This window comes from Pantoea sp. OXWO6B1, assembly GCF_001641135.1.
GTDB classification, from domain to species: domain Bacteria; phylum Pseudomonadota; class Gammaproteobacteria; order Enterobacterales; family Enterobacteriaceae; genus Pantoea; species Pantoea allii.
In genome coordinates this window covers 709,545-733,929 of sequence record NZ_LWLR01000001.1, presented here as the reverse complement: position 1 = coordinate 733,929, position 24,385 = coordinate 709,545, and the positions used below count along the sequence as shown (strand labels likewise).

General features: G+C 49.8%; 21 protein-coding genes, 1 tRNA gene and 2 other RNA genes. 9 read left to right on the top strand and 15 right to left on the bottom strand.

The window, feature by feature from the left end; all coding sequences use genetic code 11:
- Window positions 1-23 precede the first annotated feature (23 nt).
- The 13 genes from bcsQ to A6A26_RS05705 form a co-directional block, all read right to left on the bottom strand.
- Complete coding sequence (bcsQ, locus tag A6A26_RS05765) at window positions 24-827, bottom strand: cellulose biosynthesis protein BcsQ (RefSeq protein ID WP_063877863.1); 804 nt, start codon at window positions 825-827, stop codon at window positions 24-26.
- Window positions 818-1,417 carry a cellulose biosynthesis protein BcsO gene (gene bcsO, locus A6A26_RS05760; protein WP_063877862.1) on the bottom strand — a complete coding sequence of 200 codons (600 nt, stop codon included), beginning with the start codon at window positions 1,415-1,417 and terminating at the stop codon, window positions 818-820. The genes bcsQ and bcsO overlap by 10 nt, the downstream gene beginning before the upstream one ends.
- A gap of 854 nt (window positions 1,418-2,271) precedes the next feature.
- Complete coding sequence (gene dppF / locus A6A26_RS05755) at window positions 2,272-3,300, bottom strand: dipeptide ABC transporter ATP-binding subunit DppF (protein ID WP_063877860.1); 1,029 nt, start codon at window positions 3,298-3,300, stop codon at window positions 2,272-2,274.
- Window positions 3,290-4,276 carry a dipeptide ABC transporter ATP-binding protein gene (gene dppD / locus A6A26_RS05750; RefSeq protein ID WP_063877859.1) on the bottom strand — a complete coding sequence of 329 codons (987 nt, stop codon included), beginning with the start codon at window positions 4,274-4,276 and terminating at the stop codon, window positions 3,290-3,292. Before dppD ends, dppF begins: the two co-directional genes overlap by 11 nt.
- A gap of 12 nt (window positions 4,277-4,288) precedes the next feature.
- Window positions 4,289-5,191, bottom strand: coding sequence for a dipeptide ABC transporter permease DppC (gene dppC / locus A6A26_RS05745; protein ID WP_063877858.1), 903 nt, complete (start codon window positions 5,189-5,191; stop codon window positions 4,289-4,291).
- 9 nt (window positions 5,192-5,200) lie between these two features.
- Window positions 5,201-6,220, bottom strand: coding sequence for a dipeptide ABC transporter permease DppB (dppB, locus tag A6A26_RS05740; RefSeq protein WP_063877857.1), 1,020 nt, complete (start codon window positions 6,218-6,220; stop codon window positions 5,201-5,203).
- A 203-nt stretch (window positions 6,221-6,423) separates the two neighbouring features.
- Entirely contained in the window at window positions 6,424-8,034 is a 1,611-nt protein-coding gene (dppA, locus tag A6A26_RS05735; protein ID WP_063877856.1) for a dipeptide ABC transporter periplasmic-binding protein DppA, read from the bottom strand.
- A gap of 909 nt (window positions 8,035-8,943) precedes the next feature.
- Window positions 8,944-9,059, bottom strand: a non-coding RNA gene (locus A6A26_RS05730) — RtT sRNA.
- A 33-nt stretch (window positions 9,060-9,092) separates the two neighbouring features.
- Window positions 9,093-9,222, bottom strand: a non-coding RNA gene (locus tag A6A26_RS05725) — RtT sRNA.
- Window positions 9,223-9,256: 34 nt separating this feature from the next.
- Window positions 9,257-9,333, bottom strand: a tRNA-Pro gene (locus tag A6A26_RS05720).
- A 123-nt stretch (window positions 9,334-9,456) separates the two neighbouring features.
- Window positions 9,457-11,148 (bottom strand): kdo(2)-lipid A phosphoethanolamine 7''-transferase, encoded by a 1,692-nt coding sequence (eptB, locus tag A6A26_RS05715; RefSeq protein ID WP_063877855.1) that lies wholly within the window; start codon window positions 11,146-11,148, stop codon window positions 9,457-9,459.
- A gap of 250 nt (window positions 11,149-11,398) precedes the next feature.
- Window positions 11,399-11,827, bottom strand: coding sequence for an organic hydroperoxide resistance protein (locus A6A26_RS05710; RefSeq protein WP_028725402.1), 429 nt, complete (start codon window positions 11,825-11,827; stop codon window positions 11,399-11,401).
- A gap of 93 nt (window positions 11,828-11,920) precedes the next feature.
- The gene (locus tag A6A26_RS05705; RefSeq protein ID WP_063877854.1) at window positions 11,921-12,385 is read right to left on the bottom strand and encodes a MarR family winged helix-turn-helix transcriptional regulator; all 465 of its coding nucleotides are present in this window, start codon (window positions 12,383-12,385) and stop codon (window positions 11,921-11,923) included.
- Window positions 12,386-12,445: 60 nt separating this feature from the next.
- Here A6A26_RS05705 and A6A26_RS05700 point away from each other — a divergent pair, with 60 nt between their 5' ends.
- The 4 genes from A6A26_RS05700 (at window position 12,446) to tnaB (ending at window position 16,535) form a co-directional block, all read left to right on the top strand.
- Entirely contained in the window at window positions 12,446-13,039 is a 594-nt protein-coding gene (locus A6A26_RS05700) for an HD domain-containing protein (RefSeq protein WP_063877853.1), read from the top strand.
- Window positions 13,040-13,413: 374 nt separating this feature from the next.
- Window positions 13,414-13,491, top strand: a complete 78-nt coding sequence (gene tnaC, locus A6A26_RS26235; protein WP_074181043.1) for a tryptophanase leader peptide — start codon at window positions 13,414-13,416, stop codon at window positions 13,489-13,491.
- A gap of 266 nt (window positions 13,492-13,757) precedes the next feature.
- Complete coding sequence (tnaA, locus tag A6A26_RS05695) at window positions 13,758-15,173, top strand: tryptophanase (RefSeq protein ID WP_063877852.1); 1,416 nt, start codon at window positions 13,758-13,760, stop codon at window positions 15,171-15,173.
- 114 nt (window positions 15,174-15,287) lie between these two features.
- Window positions 15,288-16,535 carry a low affinity tryptophan permease TnaB gene (gene tnaB / locus A6A26_RS05690; RefSeq protein ID WP_063877851.1) on the top strand — a complete coding sequence of 416 codons (1,248 nt, stop codon included), beginning with the start codon at window positions 15,288-15,290 and terminating at the stop codon, window positions 16,533-16,535.
- A gap of 122 nt (window positions 16,536-16,657) precedes the next feature.
- Here tnaB and A6A26_RS05685 read toward each other — a convergent pair whose 3' ends face one another.
- Window positions 16,658-16,951 (bottom strand): HTH-type transcriptional regulator, encoded by a 294-nt coding sequence (locus A6A26_RS05685; protein ID WP_063877850.1) that lies wholly within the window; start codon window positions 16,949-16,951, stop codon window positions 16,658-16,660.
- A 1,056-nt stretch (window positions 16,952-18,007) separates the two neighbouring features.
- On the opposite strand from A6A26_RS05685, the gene A6A26_RS05675 reads away from it, so the two are divergent.
- The 5 genes from A6A26_RS05675 (at window position 18,008) to A6A26_RS05655 (ending at window position 23,414) form a co-directional block, all read left to right on the top strand.
- Window positions 18,008-18,724, top strand: coding sequence for a DUF3053 domain-containing protein (locus tag A6A26_RS05675; protein WP_063877849.1), 717 nt, complete (start codon window positions 18,008-18,010; stop codon window positions 18,722-18,724).
- Window positions 18,725-19,161: 437 nt separating this feature from the next.
- Complete coding sequence (locus A6A26_RS05670; protein ID WP_063877848.1) at window positions 19,162-21,096, top strand: PTS mannitol transporter subunit IICBA; 1,935 nt, start codon at window positions 19,162-19,164, stop codon at window positions 21,094-21,096.
- A gap of 94 nt (window positions 21,097-21,190) precedes the next feature.
- Window positions 21,191-22,339 carry a mannitol-1-phosphate 5-dehydrogenase gene (mtlD, locus tag A6A26_RS05665; RefSeq protein ID WP_063877847.1) on the top strand — a complete coding sequence of 383 codons (1,149 nt, stop codon included), beginning with the start codon at window positions 21,191-21,193 and terminating at the stop codon, window positions 22,337-22,339.
- 7 nt (window positions 22,340-22,346) lie between these two features.
- On the top strand, window positions 22,347-22,949 hold the full coding sequence (locus tag A6A26_RS05660; protein WP_074180985.1) for an MltR family transcriptional regulator: 603 nt from the start codon (window positions 22,347-22,349) through the stop codon (window positions 22,947-22,949).
- Between the two features lie 102 nt (window positions 22,950-23,051).
- A complete protein-coding gene (locus tag A6A26_RS05655; RefSeq protein ID WP_063877845.1) occupies window positions 23,052-23,414 on the top strand; it encodes a YibL family ribosome-associated protein in 363 nt (120 codons plus the stop codon).
- A gap of 8 nt (window positions 23,415-23,422) precedes the next feature.
- On the opposite strand, the gene A6A26_RS05650 is transcribed toward A6A26_RS05655, so the two are convergent.
- Entirely contained in the window at window positions 23,423-24,385 is a 963-nt protein-coding gene (locus A6A26_RS05650; protein ID WP_063877844.1) for a VirK/YbjX family protein, read from the bottom strand.

Here is a 24,385-nt window from a genome sequence, read left to right as displayed (position 1 = left end):
CCTGGCAAGCCAGGTCATTACATTTAGTAGTTGCTGGTGTGAATCTGAGCCTGAACTTCGCCATTACCTACAGTGATATTCAGCGTACTGGCGACACGTTTGGCGATCAGTTCAATATCAAAGGCAGCGGCGGATGAAGGGCTAAAATCATAAACAGACTGCTGTGATGCATTGGCTTCGCCCACGCTTTCATCGCGATGAATCTGGCCCAAAAGATTATCGCCGAGACGTTGCTGAATAAAAGCGGTCACATCACGATTAATATTTCGACGATTGTCACACTGATTCAGAACAAAATAATGCCCATGTTTACTATTCAGCGGCTGACCAATCAGGCGATTTTCCTCAATATGGGGTAATAACGACACTGAGGCGGTATCGGCTAACATCACCACCAAATGCATATCGGCTAATGCCTTGATTGCTTTAAGCGCTGGCCCGGGGCCGGGAGGAAAATCCGCAACCATGACCAGACCCGGATAGTTCAGTAAGGTGTCGAGACCTCGCTTGATAAAGTGAGGATCTTTCGCCAGGTTCTCTTCAAACCGTTCACGCTGGGATTCAGTGACATTGCCATAGGGGAGAACAAAAATATTCCCGCCGGTGGTCAGAATAGACTGGCTCCAGTCCGCCTGTTCTTCAGAACGTGCAACAAAACCCCGCCCGTCATGCAGCGGCACGCCAAAATGGAGGCGCAATGCATTCTGTACATCAAAATCGATTGCCAACACTTTGCTACCCGAGCGGGCCAGACTCCAGGCCAGATTGGCTGCCAACGTAGTTTTCCCCACCCCACCTTTGGGCGAGCACACACAAACTAACGGCATAAGGCAATCTTCTCCAGTAGCGGTTTTAATAACGTTTCTTTCGGTAAATTTTCTGATCCACTGTTGCGCGCGCGGAACAGTCCGCTAAAGCGGCCATTGTCCGTCTCGGCAGGCGCGTCACGATTCGGCTGCGCCGTGACAGGCGGTGTCGGTATTGCGTTCTCCTGTACGGGAGAAGCCTCTGCTGTTTTCTGCACCTCTGCAGAGACGGATTGCGCTGCGGGTGCCGGGAACAGGGATGAAGTGGAAGAGGTTGAAACGGGCACCACCACTTCAACATGAGGTTCATTGCCGTTCAGGCTGCTCATGATGGAGCTGGAAGACGCCGCTGCAGGCTTGTTCACATTCGGAGATAACGCGGCCACAGCAGTCGTGCTGAATTCATCACCCTGAATCGGTTGTGGCTGTGGCAGATCAATGCGTTGGCCACCACTGAAAGGCATTTGCGTCTCTTCGCACGCCAGTTGACGAATGAGAGACCATTTACTTTTATCCGCCGCTTCCTGCGATTGGCCTGACATATCCTGAAAGGCGATGTCGAGCGTTTTTGTCTTTTCCTTAAAACGCTGTAAGTCGTCGTAATTTTTCATAGACCATGGCCTACAACAGAGGGAGGATTTTTCCAGGAATATATCATAATAATTTAAACACAGTGAGATAATTCTGGTTACAAAACCGACATATTCAATAAGAAAGCTTAATGCTAATAGCCATTCTTTAGCAATAAATGAGTACCTTTTCACATATATCACTAAAAATTGTTGAGACAACTTTAAGTTAAATATCATCACAAATAATTAACATCTTAGCGATCGCTAACATCAGGATAGCTGCTGTTACAACCTTTTGTATTTACAGGTAAAAAAAAACCTCATTCGCTTTCGGGTTTTACTGGCCTTTTTGTGACCGGCTGGAGAGATTTTTAGGTTATCGAATTACGGTTAGTAAAGTATTACTGTGCTAATTATCACCGGATAAAAACCGTTCAATGTTGAAAACGTTGCCTTTTACGCCTTTTCGGGACAGTGACTTTTTTTCTTCCATCCGAAAATTAAAAAAATTGAGAGGTTATTCTCTCGTAAATGAATGGAACTGAAAGTCTGAAAAAGCACAGAGAAAAACGCTGTTTGTTTGACCATTTAATCCAACCCGCTGCATCTCCATTCTGGACAGTGAGGCTAATGATTCGGCTTGCCGCAAAGGTTGCGTTAACGCAGCGCGCCAGGCATGACCTCATTCGAATACGTCACAGGGTGTTTTTCACTGGATGAGCTGTCGCATTGAACAAAACACCAGGCATTATCGGGGCGCTTACAGACAGGCGGGGCAGAAGGGGAAGGCCCGTAATGTTATCGGGCCGGGCCGGGTAATACGATGAAAGCGTTGCATCTTGATGGCGGAATCCTGGCCGTTTCTACCCGCAAGGATTCCGCCCGCCAGTATGTTAAGGCTGACTGGCAGTTTCACCTGATTCCATCAGCTGGTTTTCATCCTGATCAACAGCGAAGCAGGCGATCTGCTGATCACCGTACTGCTTGAGCTTAGGCTGCAGCTGAACGCAGGTGCCAAAGCGACGCCGGCAGCGCGCGTTAAATGCGCAGCCCGGAGGCGGATTGAGCGGGCTGGGCAGTTCGCCGGTCAGCTTAATACGTTCGCGGCGCTCGTCAGGATTGAGTCGCGGCGTGGCAGAGAGAAGCGCTTGTGTATAAGGATGGCGCGGATTGGCAAAAATCGCCTCTTTGCTGCCCTTTTCAACACAACGACCCAGATACATCACCATCACTTCATCGGCAATATGCTCTACCACGGAAAGATCATGAGAGATAAAAACATAGGACAGCCCCATCTCTTGCTGTAGATCCATCATCAGGTTAAGCACTTGTGCACGTACCGACACGTCCAGTGCTGAAACCGGCTCATCGGCAATCAGCACGTCTGGCTCAAGCATCAGGCCACGGGCAATCGCAATACGCTGACGTTGACCACCCGAAAACATATGCGGATAACGATCGTAATGCTCAGTTTTCAGTCCCACTTTGGCCATCATCTCCAGCGTTTTTTCGCGACGTTCCGCTTTGCTGAGTGAGGTATTAATCACCAGAGGTTCTTCCAGGATCTGGCTGACTTTTTTGCGCGGATTCAGCGAGCCGTACGGATTCTGAAACACGATCTGAATTTTCTGCCGACGCAGCTTCTGCGCCTGAGGATCGTGTTTTAACAAATCCTGGCCGTGCCAATAGAGCTGCCCTTCTGTCGGTGTTTCTATCATGGTCAGTAAACGGCCCAGCGTAGACTTGCCACAACCCGACTCACCGACAACCGCCAGGGTTTTACCACGTTCCAGATTAAAAGAGACGCCATCCAGCGCTTTTACCAGCCGCTCCTGACCAAACAATCCTTTCTTCACCGGATAGTGTTTTTTCAGGTCGATGGCCTGTAGCAGATACTCGTGCTTAGTATTATCAGGACTCATAAGTTGGTCTCCCGGCATCGTCCAGCGGATAGTGACATTTGGACTGACGTCCCGGAATCGTCCGCAGTTCAGGTTCTTCTTTACGGCAACGATCGTTGGCATAAGGACAGCGTGGATTAAGCAGGCAGCCTAACGGGCGATCGTATTTTCCAGGCACAACACCGGGTAAGGAGGCCAGCCGCGCTTTATCCGCCGCGAATTCCGGCAACGCCCTGAGCAGAGCCTGCGTATAAGGATGACGTGGTGCTTTAAAAATGTCGGTCGCTTTGCCGCTCTCCACAACCTGCCCGGCGTACATCACAATAATGTGATGTGCGGCTTCTGCCACCAGCGCCAGATCGTGCGTGATCAGGATCAGCGCCATGTTTTCCTGCTGTTGCAGATCCAGCAACAGCTCAATGATCTGCGCCTGAATCGTTACGTCCAGCGCGGTGGTGGGCTCATCAGCAATCAGCAGCTTTGGACGACAGGCAATCGCCATCGCAATCATTACGCGCTGGCTCATCCCGCCTGAGAGCTGGTGAGGATAAACATCCAGACGCGAGGCAGGATCGGGAATGCCCACTTGATCCAGTAAGTCGATTGCCCGCTGACGGCGGGTACTTTTATTACCGCCCTGGTGCACCTTAATGGCTTCCATAATCTGATAGCCCACGGTGTAGCACGGGTTCAGGCTGGTCATCGGGTCCTGAAAAATCATCGCGACTTCAGCGCCCACTAACTGGCGACGCTCTTTTTCAGAAATACGCTGCAAATCCCGTTGATTGAATTCGAGTTTTTCTGCCATCACTTTGCCGGGAAAATCAATCAATCCCATGATAGCCAGAGAACTGACGGATTTACCCGAGCCAGACTCGCCGACAATGCCCACGACCTGGCCCTGCTCAACCTGATAACTGATGCGATCGACTGCCCGGAACGGTGCCTTCTCGTCGCCGAAATGCACCGACAATTTGTCTATATTTAATAACGCCATCTCGGTGCCTCTTTACTGCTTGAGTTTCGGGTCGAGTGCATCACGCAAACCATCGCCCATCAGGTTAAATGCCAGCACGGTAAGCAGAATGACTAACCCAGGGAAAGTCACCACCCACCAGGCACTTTGCGCATACTGCAATACGTCGGAGAGCATGGTGCCCCACTCCGGCGTTGGCGGCTGCGCACCCATACCGAGAAAGCCCAACGCCGCCATGTCGAGAATGGCGTTGGAAAAGCCTAACGAAGCCTGAACGATCAGCGGTGCCAGACAGTTAGGTAAAATATTCACGAACATCTGGCGCAGCATACCGGCCCCCGCCACACCAGAAGCGGTCACGTAGTCCCGGTTGACTTCAACCAGCACCGCCGCGCGCGTCAGACGGATATAGTGGGGCAGCGCGACAAACGTCAGCGCGATAGAAGCGTTGACGATCGACGGGCCAAAAATGGCTACCAGCACCAGCGCTAACAGCAGGCTTGGCAACGCCAGCATAATATCCACCAGGCGCATAATCGTGGCATCAACCGCCCCGCCGATATAACCGGCCAGCAAACCAAAGATGACGCCAAAAATCAGCGACAGCACCACCACCATGCAGCCCACCAGTAACGACAGGCGCGCGCCATACATCAGGCGCGATAAAATATCGCGGCCGACATCGTCGGTGCCCAGGATGTAGCTCCAGTTTCCGCCTTCCTGCCAGACAGGAGGATGCAGCAGAGCATCACGAAACTGTTCGGCTGGGCCGTGCGGTGCCAGTACATCCGCAAAGATGGCGATCAACAGCATTAACACGATGTAAACCAGGCCGGTTACCGCACCTTTATTACGTTTGAAGTAGTGCCAGAATTCCTGAATCGGGGTCATCGGCTTGGGTGCAATATTTACGCTTGCGGGATCAACAACAGACATGATGCCCCCTTATTTCTTATGACGTATGCGCGGATTCACCACGCCATACAGCAGATCAACCAGCAGATTGACCAGGATAATCAGTATTGCCGTCAGCAGCACACCGCCCTGCACAACCGGATAGTCACGGCGTTGCAGCGCTTCGATTAACCAGCGTCCCAGGCCCGGCCAGGAAAAGATGGTTTCGGTCAGGATAGCGCCTGCCAGCAAGGTGCCGACCTGCAGGCCAATCACGGTGACAACCGGCAACATCGCATTACGCAGAGCGTGAATGACAATGACGCGCATACGCGTCAGGCCTTTCGCACGCGCCGTGCGGATATAATCTTCACCCAGCACTTCCAGCATGGAAGAACGCGTCATACGCACGATGACCGCCAGCGGAATCGTACCCAGCACGATAGCGGGTAAAATCATGTGCATGACCGCATCTTTGAAGTCGCCAGGCTCACCCCAGATCAATGTATCAATCAGCATGAAACCGGTCAGTGGATGGCTGTCGTCCAGGAACACGGTATCCGCAACACGGCCAGAAACCGGGGTAAGGTTGAGCTGCACCGAAACCAGCATAATCAGCATGATGCCCCACCAGAAAATCGGCATGGAGTAGCCTGTGAGGGAAATACCGACGGCGGTGTGATCAAACACCGAGCCACGTTTCACCGCAGCCATAACGCCGACCGGAATCCCGACGCAGACCGCAAACAGCATTGCGCACATCCCCAGCTCAAGCGTGGCTTTAAAGCGCGGGACGAATTCGGTCCAGACGGGAATGCGGCTTTTCAGTGAAATGCCTAAATCACCATGCAGCACGCCATAGATATAGTGCAGATACTGTTTCCACAGCGGCTGATCGAGCCCCATCATCGCCATCAATTCAGCATGACGCTCTGGGGAAATACCGCGCTCGCCTGCCATGATAAGCACCGGATCGCCCGGAATCATATGAACAAACGCGAAGGTCAATAATGTAATACCGATGAACGTTGGGATGACAAGCCCCAGACGCCGGAGTATGAACTGCAGCATAGGCGTAATTCTCAGTCGTTTTCCCCTGGCCCTGGCCAGAGATAACATTGCTCATTAACCGCATCCAACGAAAGCCGGACGCGACGCAAGAAGCGCTTCTTAGGTAAAAGTAAATAGCCGGAAAAAAAGAGCAGATAACAGGCGATCGGAGGAGATCGCCTGAGGGCCGGCAAAACCGGCCCTTACTGCAATAATCCGAAAGGTTATTCCTGAATATCGACGGTATCGAAGTGATGTTTACCTAATGGATCGACGACATAGCCAGTGACTTTCTTACTGACAGGCTCGTAAACGGTTGAGTGAGCAATGATCAGCGCAGGCGCCTGGTCATGCATCACTACCTGAGCTTGCTTGTAATACTCAATACGTTTGTTGTGATCGGATTCTGCGCGTGCTGGCTGAATCAAATCTTCAAACGGCTTATAGCACCAGCGGGAATAGTTCGAACCATCTTTGGCCGCCGCACAGCTGAACAGCGTGGCGAAGAAGTTATCTGGGTCCCCGTTATCACCGGTCCAGCCCATCATCACAGTTTGATGTTCGCCCGCTTTGGCGCGTTTCAGGTACTCGCCCCACTCATAGGTCACGATTTTGGCTTTCACGCCAATTTTTGCCCAGTCAGACTGAATCATCTCCGCCATACGGCGCGCGTTCGGGTTGTAAGGACGCTGAACCGGCATTGCCCACAGATCGATAGAGAAACCGTCCGCCATACCCGCTTCTTTCAGCAGGGCTTTGGCTTTTTCAGGATCGTAAGCATAGTCTTTAACGTCCTTGTTATAGCCCCACATTGTTGGTGGGATCAGGTTTTTCGCTGGCTGGCCAGCGCCCTGATATACCGCATCGATAATGGCTTGCTTGTTAACCGCCATGGTCAGCGCCTGACGCACTTTCACGTTATCCAGCGGTTTTTTCTCGGTATTAAATGACAGGTAACCGACGTTCAGACCAGGCTGTTCCATCAGGTTAATTTTGCTGTCTTTTTTCATGCTGGCGATATCGGCCGGATTTGGATACGGCATGATCTGACATTCGCCTTTCTGCAACTTGGCATAGCGAACTGACGCATCTGGCGTGATAGAGAAGACCAGGCGATCAATTTTTGGCTTGGTTCCCCAGAAATCCGGGTTAGCTTTATACAGAATACGCGAGTCTTTCTGGTACTGCTGGAGCACAAATGGCCCGGTACCGACAGGGTTCAGGTCAACTTTCTCTGGCGTACCGGCCTTCAGCATGTTGTCGGCATATTCTTTGGACAGGATGGAAGCGAAATCCATACCCAGATCGGCCAGGAAAGGCGCTTCAGGGCGCGTCAGCACAAAGCGTACCGTGTGATCGTCCACTTTTTCGATTTTGCTGATCAGCTTCGGCATATCCATACCTTCAAAGTACTCATAGCTGCCGCCAGAGACATTGTGGTACTTGTTGCTTTTATCTAACTGGCGCTCGAAAGAGAACACCACGTCATCAGCATTGAATTCACGCGTAGGCTTAAAATCTTTAGTGGTTTGCCATTTCACGCCATTGCGTAAATGGAAGGTGTAGGTTTTGCCGTCAGCGCTCACGTCCCACTTTTCTGCCAGGCCCGGCACCAGTTCGGTGGTACCGGTTTTGAATTCAACCAGACGGTTATAGATAGGCACAGAGCTGGCATCGTATGTCGTACCAGAGGTAAAGAGTTGCGGGTTGAACCCTTCCGGAGAACCTTCAGAACAATAAACCAGGGTTTTCGCTTGAACACTTGCGGCTATGGTCATGGCTATCAGGCTCAGACCGACCTTCAGCATCCTGGATTTAGCCAGGGAGTTGATCATGCTTTTGCTCCATTGTGATGTGTTGTTGTGTGCATTGCCTGACCTCTGGTTTTTTTATGCGGTTCAGGCGGTCCACCCTGCGGGTGTGATAAGAGTGAGATAGTTTTCTTTTGATAATGCTGATTGATAAGTACCCATCAGAAAAATCTGTATCTGCACTGTTATTGACGCATCAATTTGTCAACAGTTGCAAAGAACGTCAATACAACGGTTAGTTATTTACACAGAGTGTGAGGAATAGCAAGCAACGATAAAAAAAACCCTTACTGACGTTATGCCATACATTGCATAGCGGGACGGGTTTATTCGCCATCTATTCTGCTGTGAGAGGCGGCAGACAGTAGTGATTCGCGCTAAAAAAAATCGTGCATCATTTAGCGCCAAATGTTGGATATCTGAACGATTACCCGTGCGTTATGACGTTCATCTAGCGAAAAATGCTGTCATTTTTGAGTGAAAAATTAACAATTATTCTTTTTGTGGCATAACCAAAACTTATCTTTGATCCGCCGACATCCCTCAGGCGAGAAGGCCTGTGTCGGGATGAAGCCGAAAAACGGCTGTCTGTCGGTAAAATTGATTTCAAGGAAGAATTATTGGTTTTTTGGAAAAATCTGGCATGAGATATTCTAATAGCAGAGCGGGGCAATAAAGCCTGAAAAGCGTTTTTCACCCTGCCTGTGTTGAGATGAACGCCTTTTGCCAGGCCGATTAGCTGCTCGCGCAGGCAAAAACCCCGCTATCGGTGGCGTTGCCTGGGTCGGTTTACTAAAGGGATGGGATGAGGCGCAGGCCGTTGCCTTCGCAACGTTGTCTCGCTTCGCCCGGCGCAAACGGCCTTCGGAGGTGCTCATCCTCATTTTATTCAGGCGAAAAAAAACCTGTCTTTTCAGACAGGTTTCTTAAATATGGTCGGCGAGAGAGGATTACGCGCCCTTCGGGCCGTTGCCTTCGCAACGTTGTCTCGCTTCGCTCGGCGCAAACCTCCTTTGGAGGTTCTCATCCTCATTTTACACAGGCGAAAAAAAACCTGTCTTTTCAGACAGGTTTCTTAAATATGGTCGGCGAGAGAGGATTACGCGCCCCTGCGGGACGCGCCCTTCGGGCCGTTGCATTCGCAACGTCGTCTCGCTTCGCTCGGCGCAAACCTCCTTCGGAGGTTCTCATCCTCATTTTATTCAGGCGAAAAAAAACCTGTCTTTTCAGACAGGTTTCTTAAATATGGTCGGCGAGAGAGGATTCGAACCTCCGACCCACTGGTCCCAAACCAGTTGCGCTACCAAGCTGCGCTACTCGCCGATGGGGGCGCATGTTACTGCTACCCCTGGGAAGCGTCAACCGCTTTTTGCGCTTTCGCGCCTGATCGCCTGGAAAGCAGGCGGTCAGCGGCTTTTCCCCGTTCCGTGCTGCATCGCTACGCCACTACAGCGGTTTAGCGGTTGTTCCGGCGGGTGCCTGGCACCAGTTATTGGCCGCCTTAATACCACCATCTGGGGAGGTATAACCCAGGCAGCCCATGATCGTATCAAACAACTCGACATGACGATGGGTTTTACCCGTGCGCTGTTGCGCCTGCAGACGCTCGAAGTTGTCGCGGTTGGTCGGGTCAGCCAGATATTTATCCGATGCCCACACCATCATGGGAACACGGAACTGCTCCGGCGGTGCCATTTCACGCGGTGTACCATGCAGATGCATATTATCGCTGATCGACTCACCATGGTCAGACGCATAGAACACGATCGCTTTCTTATCACGCAGCTGATCCAACACACTGTCCAGCATACTGTCGACATAGAGAACCGAATTATCGTAGGCATTAATCAGCTGTGCTTTGCTACAGGTTTCATCGACGCCCATACATTCAGGCTGATAACGCGCAAAACTGCGCGGATAGCGTTGCGAGTAAAGGTAATGTGAGCCTTTGGTGTGCAAAACCACCAGGTGTTTACCCTTGGGATAGCGCTGGAGTGATGCCTGCAACTCCGGGACCAGCAGCATATCATCCACTGATTTACCCTGATTGCGTGGCTCTGAACCAATTTGCTCGCGGAAGGAGAAGTTATTCGCATTGATATTATCGTAGAACCAAACCTCACTTTGCATCGCGAACAGCTCAGAGGTAAAGCCCAGCTCTTTCATCACCGCGAAAACATTTTGCTCTTTCAGGGTACGGCCAGGGTTGTCCATGGTACCGCCTTCACGCACGAACATACAACGCAAAGACAGTTTGGTCGCGGTATCACAAGATTCACCACGAAACGCGACCAGGTTTTTCTCTTTCGACAGCTTAGGTGTGGTATTGCGCTCATAACCCAACATGCCCATGTGATCCCAGCGCGTGGTTTCACCAATGACAAACACCACATAGGTATCATCTAACCCCGGCGGTGCAACATAGGTAAATTTCTGCGCAGGGTCCAACAGTTCGTGATTTTCCAGCGTCTCGTCAACCTTCGTCCAGGTAAACAGACCCAGTGCAGCCAGCCAGTTAGACGGCAAATAAGAGTGCGCCACAATACCGCCATAGCTCGGCAGGTCGATATTGGTCACTTCCTCGTTGGTTTTTTGCAACTTGTCGAAGTAACGGATGGGTAACCACACCAACGCGACGCAGGCCAGCAAAAGTAAAACGGGTTTTAGTCGCTGCCCAGGCGTGCGCAGTTGCTCATTCAGCGTCATGCTGAGGTTGTTACGCCAAATCATAAACAGCGGCAGCGCGCTGACCAGCACCATCCACAGGATAAAGTGATAACCCACGACTTCTTTAGACAGATCGGTATCCGTCGTCATGACTGATGCCACAATGCCGTAGCCAATGACCACATTGAAAAAGGCCATGTAATAACCGGCAGCGACGGAAATCAATACAATTAAGGTCGCAAGAACACGGTACAGCCACTTTCCGCCCAATGATAACAGTCGCATCAGGAAAAACGTCAGTAACACAATTGCTACGACCTCGGTAAAGGCGGTCAGCCAGTTTGTCACGGTTGATTTCGTCAGAAAGCCATCAAAACGACGGTAAAAGATCGGCAAATTCAGCAGGATACCGAGATACAGAGCCAGCAAGAGCGACAGCTTTTGCTGTGTTAATGATTTTATATAATTCATGAAAAATGGTGTTTCCCCGGAACGAAGCGCTTAACTAAACGTTAATCTGACTGCCATATTTCGGCAGAGTTCGCGAATTAAGCGGGCCGGTTAAATAAAGAAGAATATTCTGAACGTTTTTACACGTCATCACGCGAAGTGGCACAGTTAAGCATGTGACATCCATTTAGGCCAGAAAATAGTCTGGAGCAGGGGCAATTAACAGCGTGGGTGAAAAGAAAAAAGGGCCGGTGTTCAGGCCCTTAATCATTTAGCGAAGGATATTCAGCGTTACGTCGATGTTGTTACGTGTCGCATTTGAGTATGGGCAAACGATATGAGCAGCATCAACCAGTTTCTGTGCTTCTGCTTCGTCCATCTCAGGCAGGTGAATATTCAGCGTCGCCTCAATGCCAAAACCATTAGGGATTGGACCAATACCGACTTCGCCTTCAATCCATGCGTCTTTTGGCATCGCAATTTTGTCGCGGCCAGCAACAAACTTCATTGCGCCCAGGAAGCAAGCTGAGTAGCCCGCTGCAAAAAGCTGCTCTGGGTTAGTGACTTCACCACCTGCACCGCCCATCTCTTTTGGTACGCCCAGTTTGACATCCAGAACGCCGTCAGATGAGGTTGCACGACCATCACGACCACCGGTAGCTTTAGCTTTTGCACGGTAAACCACTTGTTCTAAAGACATATCTTATCTCCATTGTACTATTTAATCGCTCGCTACTTATTGGTCAGCAGTCGAGCTGCGAAGTCTGACTTATTTCATACATCCAGATAAAATTTAGCGCGGCACCATCAGTTTGTCACGTAACTGGTTCAACTGCAGTTTAAGCGCCGCCATCTCATCCTCACTGCAATCAGAGGCACACTGGATTTCATCGGGAATCCTCTCAGCCTGCTGACGCAAAAGACGTCCGGTATCCGTTAAGCTGACGACCACCTGACGCTCATCCTGACGGGAGCGCTGGCGATTGAGTAAGCCCGCATTTTCCAGACGTTTTAACAGCGGCGTTAATGTCGCTGAATCCAGAAAGAGGCGTTCACCAATCTCAGAAACGGTAAGTGAATCCTGTTGCCACAATACCAGCATCACCAGATATTGCGGATAGGTAATATCCATCTGCGTAAGTAACTTACGATACACTTTATGCATCGCCAGATTGGCGGAATACAGTGCAAAGCAAAGTTGCTGATCGAGCAACAGTGGCGCAGCTTTCACTTTTTTGTCATCTTTATTACTGTTCATGGACGCAATATAAATAGCGCACTAGTTAATTGCAAGCAATTTATGAAAACGAGGTAGTGCATGCAGGATTCTCTGGAAGAACAGGCGCGACGCTATGCCACGCAAGCCCATGCAGCAGCGGGCCAACGCCGTAAATACACCGACGAACCTTATATCGTCCATCCTGCAGCCGTTGTGGAACTGGTCAGAAGCATTACGGATAATCCCGTCTTGCTGGCTGCGGCCTGGCTACACGATACCGTGGAAGATACGACGACGACACTTAGCGATATCGAAAATCACTTCGGTAATGAGGTCGCAAAGCTGGTTGAAATGCTGACCAATACCGCACCGCAAAGTGCAGGGAATCGTACAGAACGTAAAATGGCTCATTTTCGCCATACTGCGCAGGCCAGCCCTGACGCACAAACCATCAAGCTGGCTGACATCATTGACAATACGCGCTCTATTGTTCGCTTCGATCCCCATTTTGCCCGCGTTTATCTGATTGAAAAAAAGGTGCAAATTGAATTGCTTAAGCAGGGCAACGCAGAACTCTGGCGCCAGGCTTCCGCCAACATTGAAAGTGGTATTGCTCAACTGGCCGATGCGCCCTATAACGTGCCTGAAAAATGGTTTGTTAAACAAGCGGCCAAATACGGTGGATTAAGCTAACGCCATCCTCGCCATGCGCTGATTCATTGATGCCAACGGCGTACCTTAGCCTGGAAATGAGTAGCCGGTTATACGGCTTAAAGCGCGCCGACGGGCGCGGTATGGCTTTCGTGCCTAAGGGCAAACCATGAGGCTTTCACGCTGCCTCAATATGTCTCTGTAAAACAGAAATGTTAAGAAGGATTGAATCCAAAAAAATGTAATTTATTGGCTGGAAAACTGTCAAAAAACAGTATTTTTAATATCATAAATAAATAATCGTCATGGCGAAAAGAGATTTTACTGTGATACCAATCACGATAATTTAAAGTAACCCTGGACATACCCAATCAATATAATAGGGTAGCGCTATGTTTAATGAGAGTTGAAATATTATGATCATCTTAAACAGCACCTGTGTAATTTCAAAATGGTTTAACATTGATAATATCATTGTCAACCACCTGCCTTAACGTCCCCTTGCTTTCTTCACCCTTCTGTTCCGGCTGATATGGCCGTGATTTATCGGGTGTATTTTCAATCATTCAGTCATTAAAAAAACTGCCTCGTCGATGACGTCCGTTTATTTGCCGATCAGGGCATTGAAAACGCAACGTTGCACGTAATGCAGTCACGACCTTTTATCGGCTGAAATACAGTAATAACAGCATTCGACCTGGTTTTTATTAATTCGGTTAAAAACTATGGCCTCGACATGTCTGCCTTAAAGGACATCATTATGAATAACTTTAGACATTTACCTGAGCCATTTCGCATTCGGGTGATTGAGCCTGTCAAACGTACCACGCGTGAACACCGGGACACAGCAATTATCAAAGCCGGAATGAATCCATTTCTGCTGGACAGCGAAGACGTTTTTATCGATTTGCTCACCGATAGCGGCACCGGAGCCGTAACGCAAAATATGCAGGCTGCGATGATGCGGGGCGATGAATCCTATAGTGGCAGCCGCAGTTATTACGCCCTGGCTGAAGCGGTAAAAGCGATTTTTGGCTATGCCTATACGATTCCTACGCATCAGGGGCGCGGTGCAGAACAAATTTATATCCCGGTTTTAATAAAGAAACGCGAACAAGAAAAAGGCCTGGACCGAAACAAAATGGTGGCCTTTTCTAACTACTTTTTCGATACCACCCAAGGCCACAGCCAGATAAATGGTTGTACCGTAAGGAATGTTTATATCAAAGAAGCTTTCGATACGACGGTTCGCCATGACTTCAAAGGCGACTTTGACCTTGAAAGTCTGGAAAAGGGTATACAGGACGTGGGGGCGAATAATGTGCCCTACATTGTTGCCACGATTACCTGTAATTCCGCGGGTGGACAGCCTGTATCGCTGGCAAATTTAAAAGCCATGTACCAGATTGCACAAAAATATGACATTCCCGTTGTCATGGATTCAGCACGCTTTGCTGAAAACGCCTATTTTATCCAGCAACGGGAAAAACCCTATAAAAACTGGACAATTGAAGCGATCACCCGAGAAACCTATAAATATGCTGACATGCTGGCCATGTCGGCCAAAAAAGATGCCATGGTACCGATGGGCGGCTTACTCTCATTTAAAGACGACAGCTTCTTTGACGTGTACACCGATTGCAGAACGCTTTGCGTGGTTCAGGAAGGCTTCCCCACCTATGGTGGCTTAGAAGGTGGGGCAATGGAACGCCTGGCGGTTGGCCTGTATGACGGCATGAATCAGGACTGGCTGGCTTATCGCATCAGTCAGATTCAGTATCTGGTCGATGGTCTTGAATCAATTGGCGTGACCTGCCAACAAGCCGGTGGTCATGCCGCCTTTGTCGATGCTGGAAAATTATTGCCGCACATACCGGCGGATCACTTCCCCGCTCAGGCTCTTGCCTGCGAACTGTATAAAGTGGCCGGTATCAGGGCAGTAGAGATCGGATCGTTTTTACTCGGCCGTGATCCGAAAACCGGTGAACAGTTGCCCTGCCCGGCAGAACTGCTGCGTTTAACCATTCCCCGAGCCACCTACACACAAACGCATATGGACTTCATTATTGAAGCATTTGGGCATGTGAAAGAGAATGCCGCGAACATAAAAGGCTTAGCGTTTACCTATGAGCCTAAAGTTTTGCGCCACTTCACCGCAAAACTTAAAGAGATCTAATAGTCATACCTGTACAGTGAGCAGCTGTCTGGCAACAGCTGCTCCGTCACTCTGCTGGTCAACCTGAAAAATTATAAAAATGATAAAAGTAAAAAAGCGTATTGAGAGGACACCATGGAAGACAATACAGATCAGAAACATTCCTCCTTCTGGGGCGTAATGGTTATAGCAGGAACGGTAATCGGTGGTGGGATGTTTGCACTCCCTGTCGATCTCGCAGGTGCCTGGTTCTTCTGGGGCGCATTTATCTTAATCATCGCCTGGTTTTCAATGCTTCATTCCGGTTTATTGTTACTGGAAGCTAACTTAAACTATCCCGTAGGTTCGAGTTTCAACACGTTAACCAAAGATCTATTGGGTAAAACGTGGAATATCATCAGCGGTATTACCGTCGCCTTTGTGCTGTATATACTGACATATGCTTATATCTCCGCTAACGGTGCAATTATCAGCGAAACGCTTTCGATGCATTCCAGTATCAATATAAAGTCAGAATTGATTGGTTTAGGAACAGCGGTTTTCGTTGCCTGTGTATTATGGATAAGTTCACTGGCCGCCAGCAGAATCACTTCGCTATTTTTAGGTATTAAAATTTTAGCCTTTGTGATTGTCTTTGGTTCACTATTTTTTAAAGTCGATATGTCCCTTCTGCGGGATGTGCGCGGCATCAGTGAAAACAACCGTTACTTCCCATATATATTTATGGCAATACCTGTCTGCCTGGCTTCATTTGGTTTCCATGGAAATATTCCCAGCCTGATTATTTGTTATGGAAAGAAAAAAGATAAACTGGTTAAAAGTATTGTTTTGGGTTCATTGCTGGCGCTGCTTATTTACCTTTTCTGGCTGTATTGCACAATGGGAAATATCCCGCGTGAAAACTTTAAGGGGATTATTGCCTCGGGCGGAAATGTTGACGTGCTGGTGAAATCCTTTATGGGAACCCATCCCGGTAGCCTGATAGAATTCTTCCTGCTGGTTTTTTCTAACCTTGCGGTAGCAAGCTCTTTCTTTGGCGTGACGCTGGGGTTATTCGATTATCTGGCTGACCTGTTCAACATCGACAATTCCCATGCAGGGCGCTTTAAAACGGTACTGCTGACCTTTCTTCCTCCCAGCATCCTGTATGTGTTCTACCCTGACGGCTTTCTCTACGGCATCGGTGGTGCGGGATTATGCGCAACCATATGGGCAGTGATTGTCCCTGCGCTGCTGGCATTGAAAGCCAGAAAACGCTTTCCCGACAAAACGTTCACCGTCTGGGGCGGCAAGGTAATTCCCGTGTTTGTTATTTTATTTGGTGTCGTGGTTATTGTTTGCTGGTTTGGCAATGTTCTCAACGTTTTACCCAAGTTGAGCTGATTGTCCGGCAGGCCTGAGCGTTATTTTGAAGGGAAGCGTTATCGGGAAGAGGTGTCAAACAGCCGGTCACTCATGTGACCGGCTTCAACAATAGCCGGGATAACGCTTTAATACTTAATGACTTAATCGAGTAACTGACGCCCAAGGTAAGGATTGGCGTGAAGTAATTTCATCAATTTCCGTGCCGTTGCGGAAGGGCGCGTACGCTGTGCTTCCCAACTTTTAACCGAAGAAACGCTAACGCCCATGATCCTGGCAAATTCGTCAACCTGCATTCCTGCCATTTCGCGTAAACGCTGCGGCTCTGGCATCGCGGGTTGACGCTGAGCTTGCAGCGCCACAGGGCTGTTATCACGTGTCAAAACAATCTGCTCAAGGCTGCTGAGCAATTCAAACATTGGGTCTTTTAATTCCATAGAGAACTCCTTAAAAACTCACTATGAATCACGTGAAAGAAGGTACATGAACCTGAAATCAGGCTCAGAAACCGGATTAAGCAAGCTGCATCCCTTAAGAGTTTGTTTTTATTGTAAGAAAACCCTTATGGGACACAGCCTGACCTGCATCGCTGTTAAACATGTCAAAACAATGCAACAAATGCCGGGAGACTAATTATGGATAGATACCTGACAATTTGCAGTGCAAATTAAACATTTTTTTTAACTTTACAATTCTGAAAAATGGTTAAACAACCTAACCAGTTGAAGCCATTGATTTTGTTGCCACGCGGTACATGAAAAGTACAGATCGCTTTTTTGTCCTTGCCAACCTTTTCCGACTCAACGCACACCGAAAACCGTGCCTGTCACTCATAATGGTTGCAAAATATGCGCCAGGCTTTCATTTTTTATACAAAGAAATGCGGCAGTTCACTGCCAGCCATCTTCGATCTCGCCCACTGATACTGAGCAAACGCTTACCGGGCCTGATAGTGCGAGCAAGAGCCGCGCTGAATGGGTGATCAACACTATCTTCGGAGGGCAATGTGACGTTACGATTATAGCGGCTAAGATAATTTGTGCCGTTCATGCCAGACGCAAGCACATGGCACAACCCGCACCACTTTAATGCAAGTGAACAATTTTAGGGCAACTCGTTAATGAAGATTTAACGGTAATGCACCACACCGCGCGCGTGCTTCGCTTTAAAACTTAAGCTGGTGTTAATTATTCAGACCATGTATTTATGGCCCATTCCGGCTCAGTTTGCAGGTGCTCCACGCAATGCTGGCGCGCCAGTCCATTCAGCAGCCCGTCTTCGTCGCGGCGTAAAGGCCCTGTTATCCTTATTCAGCTCCCGGCCTCGGGTGCCTGAAGTCTCAAATGGCCTTATAAACCCGCTGCAAGCAAACTTTCTTGCAGGTAATGGCCTTACACAGCGCTTTCACATTGTGTGGCAGTTCACGTTTGTTCTATTCTTTAGGCCACTGCTTTTCCGGACATCAGCCAGCTTTACCGACAGGAGTTGACATCATGGCTTCAGGAATTTCCCGTATTCTGGCACGCGGCGGCATTTTGCTGACTGGCGTGCTTCTCGTATTGCAGCTCACCGCATGTGGTGACAAAGAGGGCGACCAGCGCAAAGCGTTTATCGATTTCCTGCAAAATACCGTTATGCGTAGCGGCGAGCATCTGCCCAGCCTGAGCGAAAACCAGAAACAAAGTTTTGGTCCTTTCGCAGGGGATTACGCCATTCTGTATGGCTTCTCGCAGCAGGCTAACAAAGCGGTAGATCAGGGCATGCGCCCGGTAGTGGATGAACTTTCAGCGATCCACGTGCCGCAAGACTATCTGAGCCGCCGCGACTCTCTTGCTCAGGCTAACAGCGCATTAACGGTAGCCACGCAGCAGCTGGAAAGCGCCAAAATGCAGGCAGATAAAAGCAAAGCCGCGCTTAAACAAACGGACGATCTGAAGAAAGTCTTCGACACCGCTTACGATAAAGTCGTGTCGCAGCCCGCCAGTCAGCTTATCCCGCTGTTACCCAAACTTCAGGCACTCAGCCAGGATGCGGTGCAGACCGGTGAGTTTTTACAGGCTCAGGGCACCCGAGTCAGTTTCAATAACGGTGGCGTTCAGTTCCCGACTCAGGAGCAGGCAACACAATATAATGACCTGATGAACAGCTTATCTGCCAATGTGCAGGCGCTGACGCAGGCTAAAAATGCCGTTCAGGGGAATGTGCAATAAACATCGCTCCGGCAACCTCTGTTCTGCCTGGCTGATCTGAACATCATTTAATAAAGATCATTTATTTAAACGGCCCTGATCAAAGTGTGATCAGGGCCGTTTTTCATCAAATTACTTTGTGATCTATATCTCATTTATCAAACAAAGCCACGGACTATAAATGTGATGAGCATCACTAAAATACATTGTTAGCGGTGTAAATTTGTTCAGTCCAGGCCGGAAACAGCCCGTTTTTGTGATATGTATCACTAAAAATCCCCCTACCACCCCACCATAAACGTGATTAAGATCACATCAAACTGCCTGTACTACGCAGCCCCATATTCGCGTGATAAAGTCCGCCTGCATACAGTAATACTGACGGTTTATCGCCGTAGTGGCTAAACAAAAACAAACGCGCGCTCCTGTTGCAGCGCGTCTCAACAAGGGGTGGGCTTATGTCCTCATCAGTAAAGGTCAAAGTACAAAGCTTTGGTCGCTTTTTGAGTAATATGGTGATGCCTAATATTGGCGCATTTATCGCCTGGGGTATTATCACCGCGCTGTTTATTCCAACAGGCTGGATTCCTAACGCAACGCTGGCGAAGCTGGTCGCCCCGATGATCACCTACCTGCTGCCATTACTGATCGGCTTTACCGGCGGACGTTTAGTCGGTGGCGATCGCGGTGGTGTAGTAGGCGCAATCACAACCATGGGCGTGATTGTCGGTGCCGATATGCCAATGTTCCTCGGCTCAATGATTGCGGGTCCGCTTGGCGGCTGGGCGATTAAATCCTTTGACCGTATGGTTGACGGTAAAATCAAAAGCGGCTTTGAAATGCTGGTGAACAACTTCTCTGCCGGTATCATCGGTATGTTGTTAGCCATCCTGGCATTTATGGCGATTGGTCCACTGGTTGAAGGCCTGTCACACATTCTTGCCACGGGCGTTAACCTGATGGTGCAGAACAACCTGCTGCCATTGACGTCGATCTTTGTTGAACCCGCAAAAATCCTGTTCCTCAACAATGCGATTAACCACGGCATTTTCTCGCCGCTGGGTATTCAGCAGGCGAGCGAAGCAGGCAAATCGATTTTCTTCCTGATCGAAGCAAACCCAGGTCCGGGTATGGGCGTACTGATGGCCTATATGTTCTTTGGTCGGGGCAGTGCTAAGCAGTCTGCTGGCGGTGCAGCGATTATCCACTTCCTTGGCGGTATCCACGAAATCTACTTCCCTTATGTGCTGATGGCACCGCGCCTGCTGCTGGCGGTGATCCTGGGCGGTATGACCGGCGTATTCACCTTAACCGTGCTGCATGGTGGCCTGGTCTCGCCTGCTTCACCCGGTTCAATTTTAGCGGTATTAGCGATGACGCCAAAAGGCGCTTACTTCGCCAATATTGCTGCCATCTTTGCTGCTTTTGCCGTGTCTTTTGTTATTTCTGCCATTTTGTTGAAAACGAGCAAAGTGAAAGAAGATGACGATATCGAAGCCGCGACGCAACGTATGCACGACATGAAAGCGCAGTCGAAAGGACAGAGTCTGGCAGGTGCCCCGGTTGCCAGTGATGCGATGAGCGTTGACCTGGACCATGTGCGCAAAATCATTGTCGCCTGCGATGCGGGCATGGGGTCGAGTGCAATGGGCGCAGGTGTGCTGCGTAAGAAAGTCCATGATGCCGGGCTGAGTAATATCTCGGTGACCAACAGCGCCATTAATGCGTTACCGGGCGATGTTGATTTGGTGATTACCCATCGCGATTTAACTGAGCGGGCTATCCGTCAGGCACCTCATGCTCAGCATATTTCCTTAAACAACTTCCTGGACAGTGCGCTCTACAGCACGCTGACAGAGCGCCTGGTCGCGGCTAATCGCAGTGAAGCCAACCGTGAAGCCGTACAGAAGACGCTGGGTGACAGCTACGATAACAGCCATGCCAACCTGTTTAAGCTCGGTCACAGCAACGTTTTCCTGGGACTGAGTGCCAGCAATAAAGAGCAGGCGATTCGCTTCGCCGGTGAGCAGTTGGTCAAAGGCGGCTACGTAGAACCTGAATACATTGATGCCATGCTGGAACGCGAAAAGCTGACCCCGACTTATCTTGGCGAGTCGATTGCCGTGCCACACGGTACCGTTGAAGCGAAAGATCGTGTACTGAAAACGGGCGTGGTTTTCTGTCAGTATCCTGCCGGCGTACAGTTTGGCGAGGAACCTGATGAAGTGGCGCGTCTGGTGATTGGTATTGCTGCCCGCAATAACGAACATATTCAGGTGATCACCAGCCTGACGAACGCGCTGGATGATGATCAGGTCATTGAAAAACTGGCACACACTGAGAGCGTACAGGATGTTCTGGATCTGTTATCAGGCAAGCCCGCTGTAGCATAATCCGGTTCGACATTTTCCCTGGGGCGGTTGTGCCCGTCCCACTTTTTTGGGGCGGACATGCCCGCCCCATCGTCATTTGATATGGGTCAATTTTATGAAAGCGTTACATTTCGGAGCAGGCAACATTGGTCGCGGTTTTATTGGCAAACTCCTGGCAGATGCCGGTATTGAACTGATTTTTGCAGATGTCAATCAGGCAGTGCTGGATGCCCTTAATGCACGTCATGAATATCCCGTCCACGTCGTGGGTGAACAGGCCAAAGTTGAAGTGGTTAAGGGCGTTAGCGCCGTTAACAGTACCAGCGACGAGATTATCGAATTGGTCGCTGACGTCGATCTCGTTACCACTGCCGTTGGTCCGCAAATCCTTGAGCGTATTGCTGCCAGCGTGGCAAAAGGTCTGGCCAAACGCAGTGATAACGGCAATGTTCGGCCGTTAAATATTATCGCCTGTGAAAACATGGTGCGCGGCACCAGTCAGTTAAAACAACATGTACTGCAAGCGCTGCCCTCTGAGTATCATGTCTGGCTTGAACAACATGTCGGCTTTGTGGATTCAGCGGTAGACCGTATCGTTCCGCCTTCAGAAGCAGGCAGCCAGGATCCGCTGGAAGTCACGGTCGAAACCTTCAGCGAATGGATTGTGGATAAAACCCAGTTTAAAGGCGAGCTGCCTACTATTCCGGGCATGGAACTGACAGATAACCTGATGGCATTTGTGGAACGTAAACTTTTCACACTGAATACTGGTCATGCTATTACGGCCTACCTGGGGCAGTTGGCGGGTCACCAGACTATTCGCGATGCGATCCTCGATGGTAAAATTCGTGCTGTCGTTCAGGGTGCGATGGAAGAAAGCGGCGCGGTGCTCATCAGACGTTATGGTTTTGAAGCGGATAAACATGCTGCCTATATTCAAAAAATTCTTGGTCGCTTTGAAAATCCGTATCTGAAAGACGACGTTGAGCGCGTAGGCCGCCAGCCACTTCGCAAGCTGAGCGCGGGCGATCGCCTGATTAAACCGACCCTGGGGACGCTGGAATACGGTCTGCCACACGCGAACCTGGTGCAGGGGATTGCGGCTGCCATGCATTACCACAGCGATCAGGATCCCCAGGCACAGGAACTGGCTACGCTACTGGCAGAAAAAGGCCCACAGGCGACCCTGGCGCAGGTTTCAGGACTCGATCCTGAGAGTGAAATTATCAAAGAGGCCGTGAGTGCCTGGCACGCCATGGCATAACAGGCCCATGTTAGCGACCCAGATCGGGGGCGATGAACGGGCCCTCGACAGCAGCACTACATTGACGCAGGCAATAATGGAAGAGAAGCAGGCTTTTGAAAACCGGGTGCTTGAACGCCTGAACGCTGGACGCTCGGTGAGAAGCTTTTTGTTCGCCGCCGTCGAGCTGTTAGCTGAAGCTGTCAATTTGCTGGTACTGCAGGTATTCCGTAAAGATGACTACGCGGTGAAATACGCCGTGGAGCCCCTGTTGCTGGGCGATGGTCCGTTAGGGGAACTCTCTGTCCGGCTCAAGCTGATTTATGGCCTTGGCGTTATTAGCCGGCATGAATATGAAGACTGCGAGTTACTTCTGGCCCTGCGCGAAGAGCTCAATCACGATGCAGGCGATTACCGCTTTACCGACGATGAAATCCTGGGGCCGTTTGGTGAGTTACACTGCGTAGCGGCCTGGCCGCCGGTGCCCGCGTTACATGCTGAGGATGCTGCACTGCAGGCTATGCAGCAGCAGCGTTATCTGCAAATGGTGCGCTCCACCATGGTCCTGTCACTCACCGAACTGATTTCCCGCATCAGCCTGAAACAGGCTTTTAAGAAGTCAGCCAGCTAAATCCTGCCGGGAGTCTGACGGCTCCCCTTTTCGCGCTAACCACCGAGAATCTACGTTAAATTTGGTGTATCCTTAGCCTGTTTTCCTCAACGAGTTGTTGTCATGAAAGAGCAAGAAAAGAACGAAATTAAACGCCTCAGCGATCAACTGGACGCCCTGAATCGTAAAGAACCTCAGTTGCTAGAATCCGGTGATGCTGAAAAGCTGGGTGCGCTACTGAAAGAGAAAGAAACGCTGGTGACTGAAATCGAGCGTCTTCGCAGTCAGCGCGAGGTTAAACTGAGTCTGGAAGCGCAGAAACTGCAAAAGCTACCGTTTAGCCGGGCGATTACCAAAAAAGAGCAGGCAAATTTAGGCGCATTGAAGAAAAGCGTGCGCGGCCTGGTGGTGGTACATCCAATGACCGCGCTGGGACGAGAAATGGGTCTTGACGTCATGACCGGATTTGCGAAAAGCGCCTTTTAATATCGGGGTCAGGCGGCGGCCTGTTCGCTATTTTGCTGGCCAGTAGCAGTCCCTACCTGCTCTGCCAGCGAATCCAGCAGCGTATAACGACGACGGTACTCTGCACGCTTCTTGCTGGCAATGTCCTCCAGCGTTTTACGCGGCAACGTCAGCGGCAGTATAAAGATGCCATCTGCACGTTCTTGCCCGTTAACCGTCAGCCAAAATTCACTGTAGCTGGCATGGAATTTATCCCCTTTACTCTGGCGATAACGCAGGCTACGAAAAACATGCGTCTTATCTCCTACCGCTGCTATTTTTCGGACGCCGCATTGCTGCGCTAAAATAAACACGACTTCCATCAGTAAGCGTTTAGGAAATAAGCCATGCGCCGCTTTGGTTGCATCGCGAATAACATCATTACTGATGCTTTTACGCGGTCCCTGTAAACCACCGATTAATAAAGTCCGTGCGTTTTCCTCATTTAAGATCGTAAATGTCAGAGACGCAATGCCTTCATCCTGATAACGCAGCACTAAGGTTACTTCCCCCTCGCGATCGTAATAGCCCGCACTACAGGCAATGACGAATTCTTCGTTATTTTTGCCCGACAGTCTGGCCAGAACATTCTCTTCACCGCTTTGCAGGATCTGACGGAGTGACATGTTTTCCAGATTACTCAGCAAATGGTAGTGATCAAGAATAGCCTGCGCACGTGCTGCTACGCGCATTCCGGCGTGCAGATAAGGGCGATGTAACTTAGCGGGTAATAAACCCTGTACGCGCATTAATTGCGAAATTCTGGGTAACTCAGAGAGCTGCTGTAAATAGCGCAACGTGGTAATGGGTGCAATCAGCGTCCTTAAGGCAAATTTGAGACGAAAACGACGACTCAGCCAGATTTTATTGGGTACGTACTTTCCGCTGATTAATTGAAAAAATAAAGAGGTATACGAATCGGCAACCGGATCGTGTGTAGTGTAAATGGACAT

Bases quoted from the DNA above. Each gene is read 5' to 3' on its own strand.
- A6A26_RS05710 (WP_028725402.1), bottom strand. From the start codon at position 11,827: ATGTCTTTAGAACAAGTGGTTTACCGTGCAAAAGCTAAAGCTACCGGT.
- tnaC (WP_074181043.1), top strand. From the start codon at position 13,414: ATGATCATCTTAAACAGCACCTGTGTAATTTCAAAATGGTTTAACATT.
- eptB (WP_063877855.1), bottom strand. From the start codon at position 11,148: ATGAATTATATAAAATCATTAACACAGCAAAAGCTGTCGCTCTTGCTG.
- A6A26_RS05700 (WP_063877853.1), top strand. From the start codon at position 12,446: ATGCAGGATTCTCTGGAAGAACAGGCGCGACGCTATGCCACGCAAGCC.
- bcsQ (WP_063877863.1), bottom strand. From the start codon at position 827: ATGCCGTTAGTTTGTGTGTGCTCGCCCAAAGGTGGGGTGGGGAAAACT.
- dppF (WP_063877860.1), bottom strand. From the start codon at position 3,300: ATGAGTCCTGATAATACTAAGCACGAGTATCTGCTACAGGCCATCGAC.
- tnaB (WP_063877851.1), top strand. From the start codon at position 15,288: ATGGAAGACAATACAGATCAGAAACATTCCTCCTTCTGGGGCGTAATG.
- dppB (WP_063877857.1), bottom strand. From the start codon at position 6,220: ATGCTGCAGTTCATACTCCGGCGTCTGGGGCTTGTCATCCCAACGTTC.
- dppC (WP_063877858.1), bottom strand. From the start codon at position 5,191: ATGTCTGTTGTTGATCCCGCAAGCGTAAATATTGCACCCAAGCCGATG.
- A6A26_RS05650 (WP_063877844.1), bottom strand. From the start codon at position 24,385: ATGTCCATTTACACTACACACGATCCGGTTGCCGATTCGTATACCTCT.
- bcsO (WP_063877862.1), bottom strand. From the start codon at position 1,417: ATGAAAAATTACGACGACTTACAGCGTTTTAAGGAAAAGACAAAAACG.
- A6A26_RS05705 (WP_063877854.1), bottom strand. From the start codon at position 12,385: ATGAACAGTAATAAAGATGACAAAAAAGTGAAAGCTGCGCCACTGTTG.
- A6A26_RS05675 (WP_063877849.1), top strand. From the start codon at position 18,008: ATGGCTTCAGGAATTTCCCGTATTCTGGCACGCGGCGGCATTTTGCTG.
- dppA (WP_063877856.1), bottom strand. From the start codon at position 8,034: ATGATCAACTCCCTGGCTAAATCCAGGATGCTGAAGGTCGGTCTGAGC.
- tnaA (WP_063877852.1), top strand. From the start codon at position 13,758: ATGAATAACTTTAGACATTTACCTGAGCCATTTCGCATTCGGGTGATT.
- mtlD (WP_063877847.1), top strand. From the start codon at position 21,191: ATGAAAGCGTTACATTTCGGAGCAGGCAACATTGGTCGCGGTTTTATT.
- A6A26_RS05655 (WP_063877845.1), top strand. From the start codon at position 23,052: ATGAAAGAGCAAGAAAAGAACGAAATTAAACGCCTCAGCGATCAACTG.
- A6A26_RS05685 (WP_063877850.1), bottom strand. From the start codon at position 16,951: ATGGAATTAAAAGACCCAATGTTTGAATTGCTCAGCAGCCTTGAGCAG.
- A6A26_RS05670 (WP_063877848.1), top strand. From the start codon at position 19,162: ATGTCCTCATCAGTAAAGGTCAAAGTACAAAGCTTTGGTCGCTTTTTG.
- dppD (WP_063877859.1), bottom strand. From the start codon at position 4,276: ATGGCGTTATTAAATATAGACAAATTGTCGGTGCATTTCGGCGACGAG.
- A6A26_RS05660 (WP_074180985.1), top strand. From the start codon at position 22,347: ATGTTAGCGACCCAGATCGGGGGCGATGAACGGGCCCTCGACAGCAGC.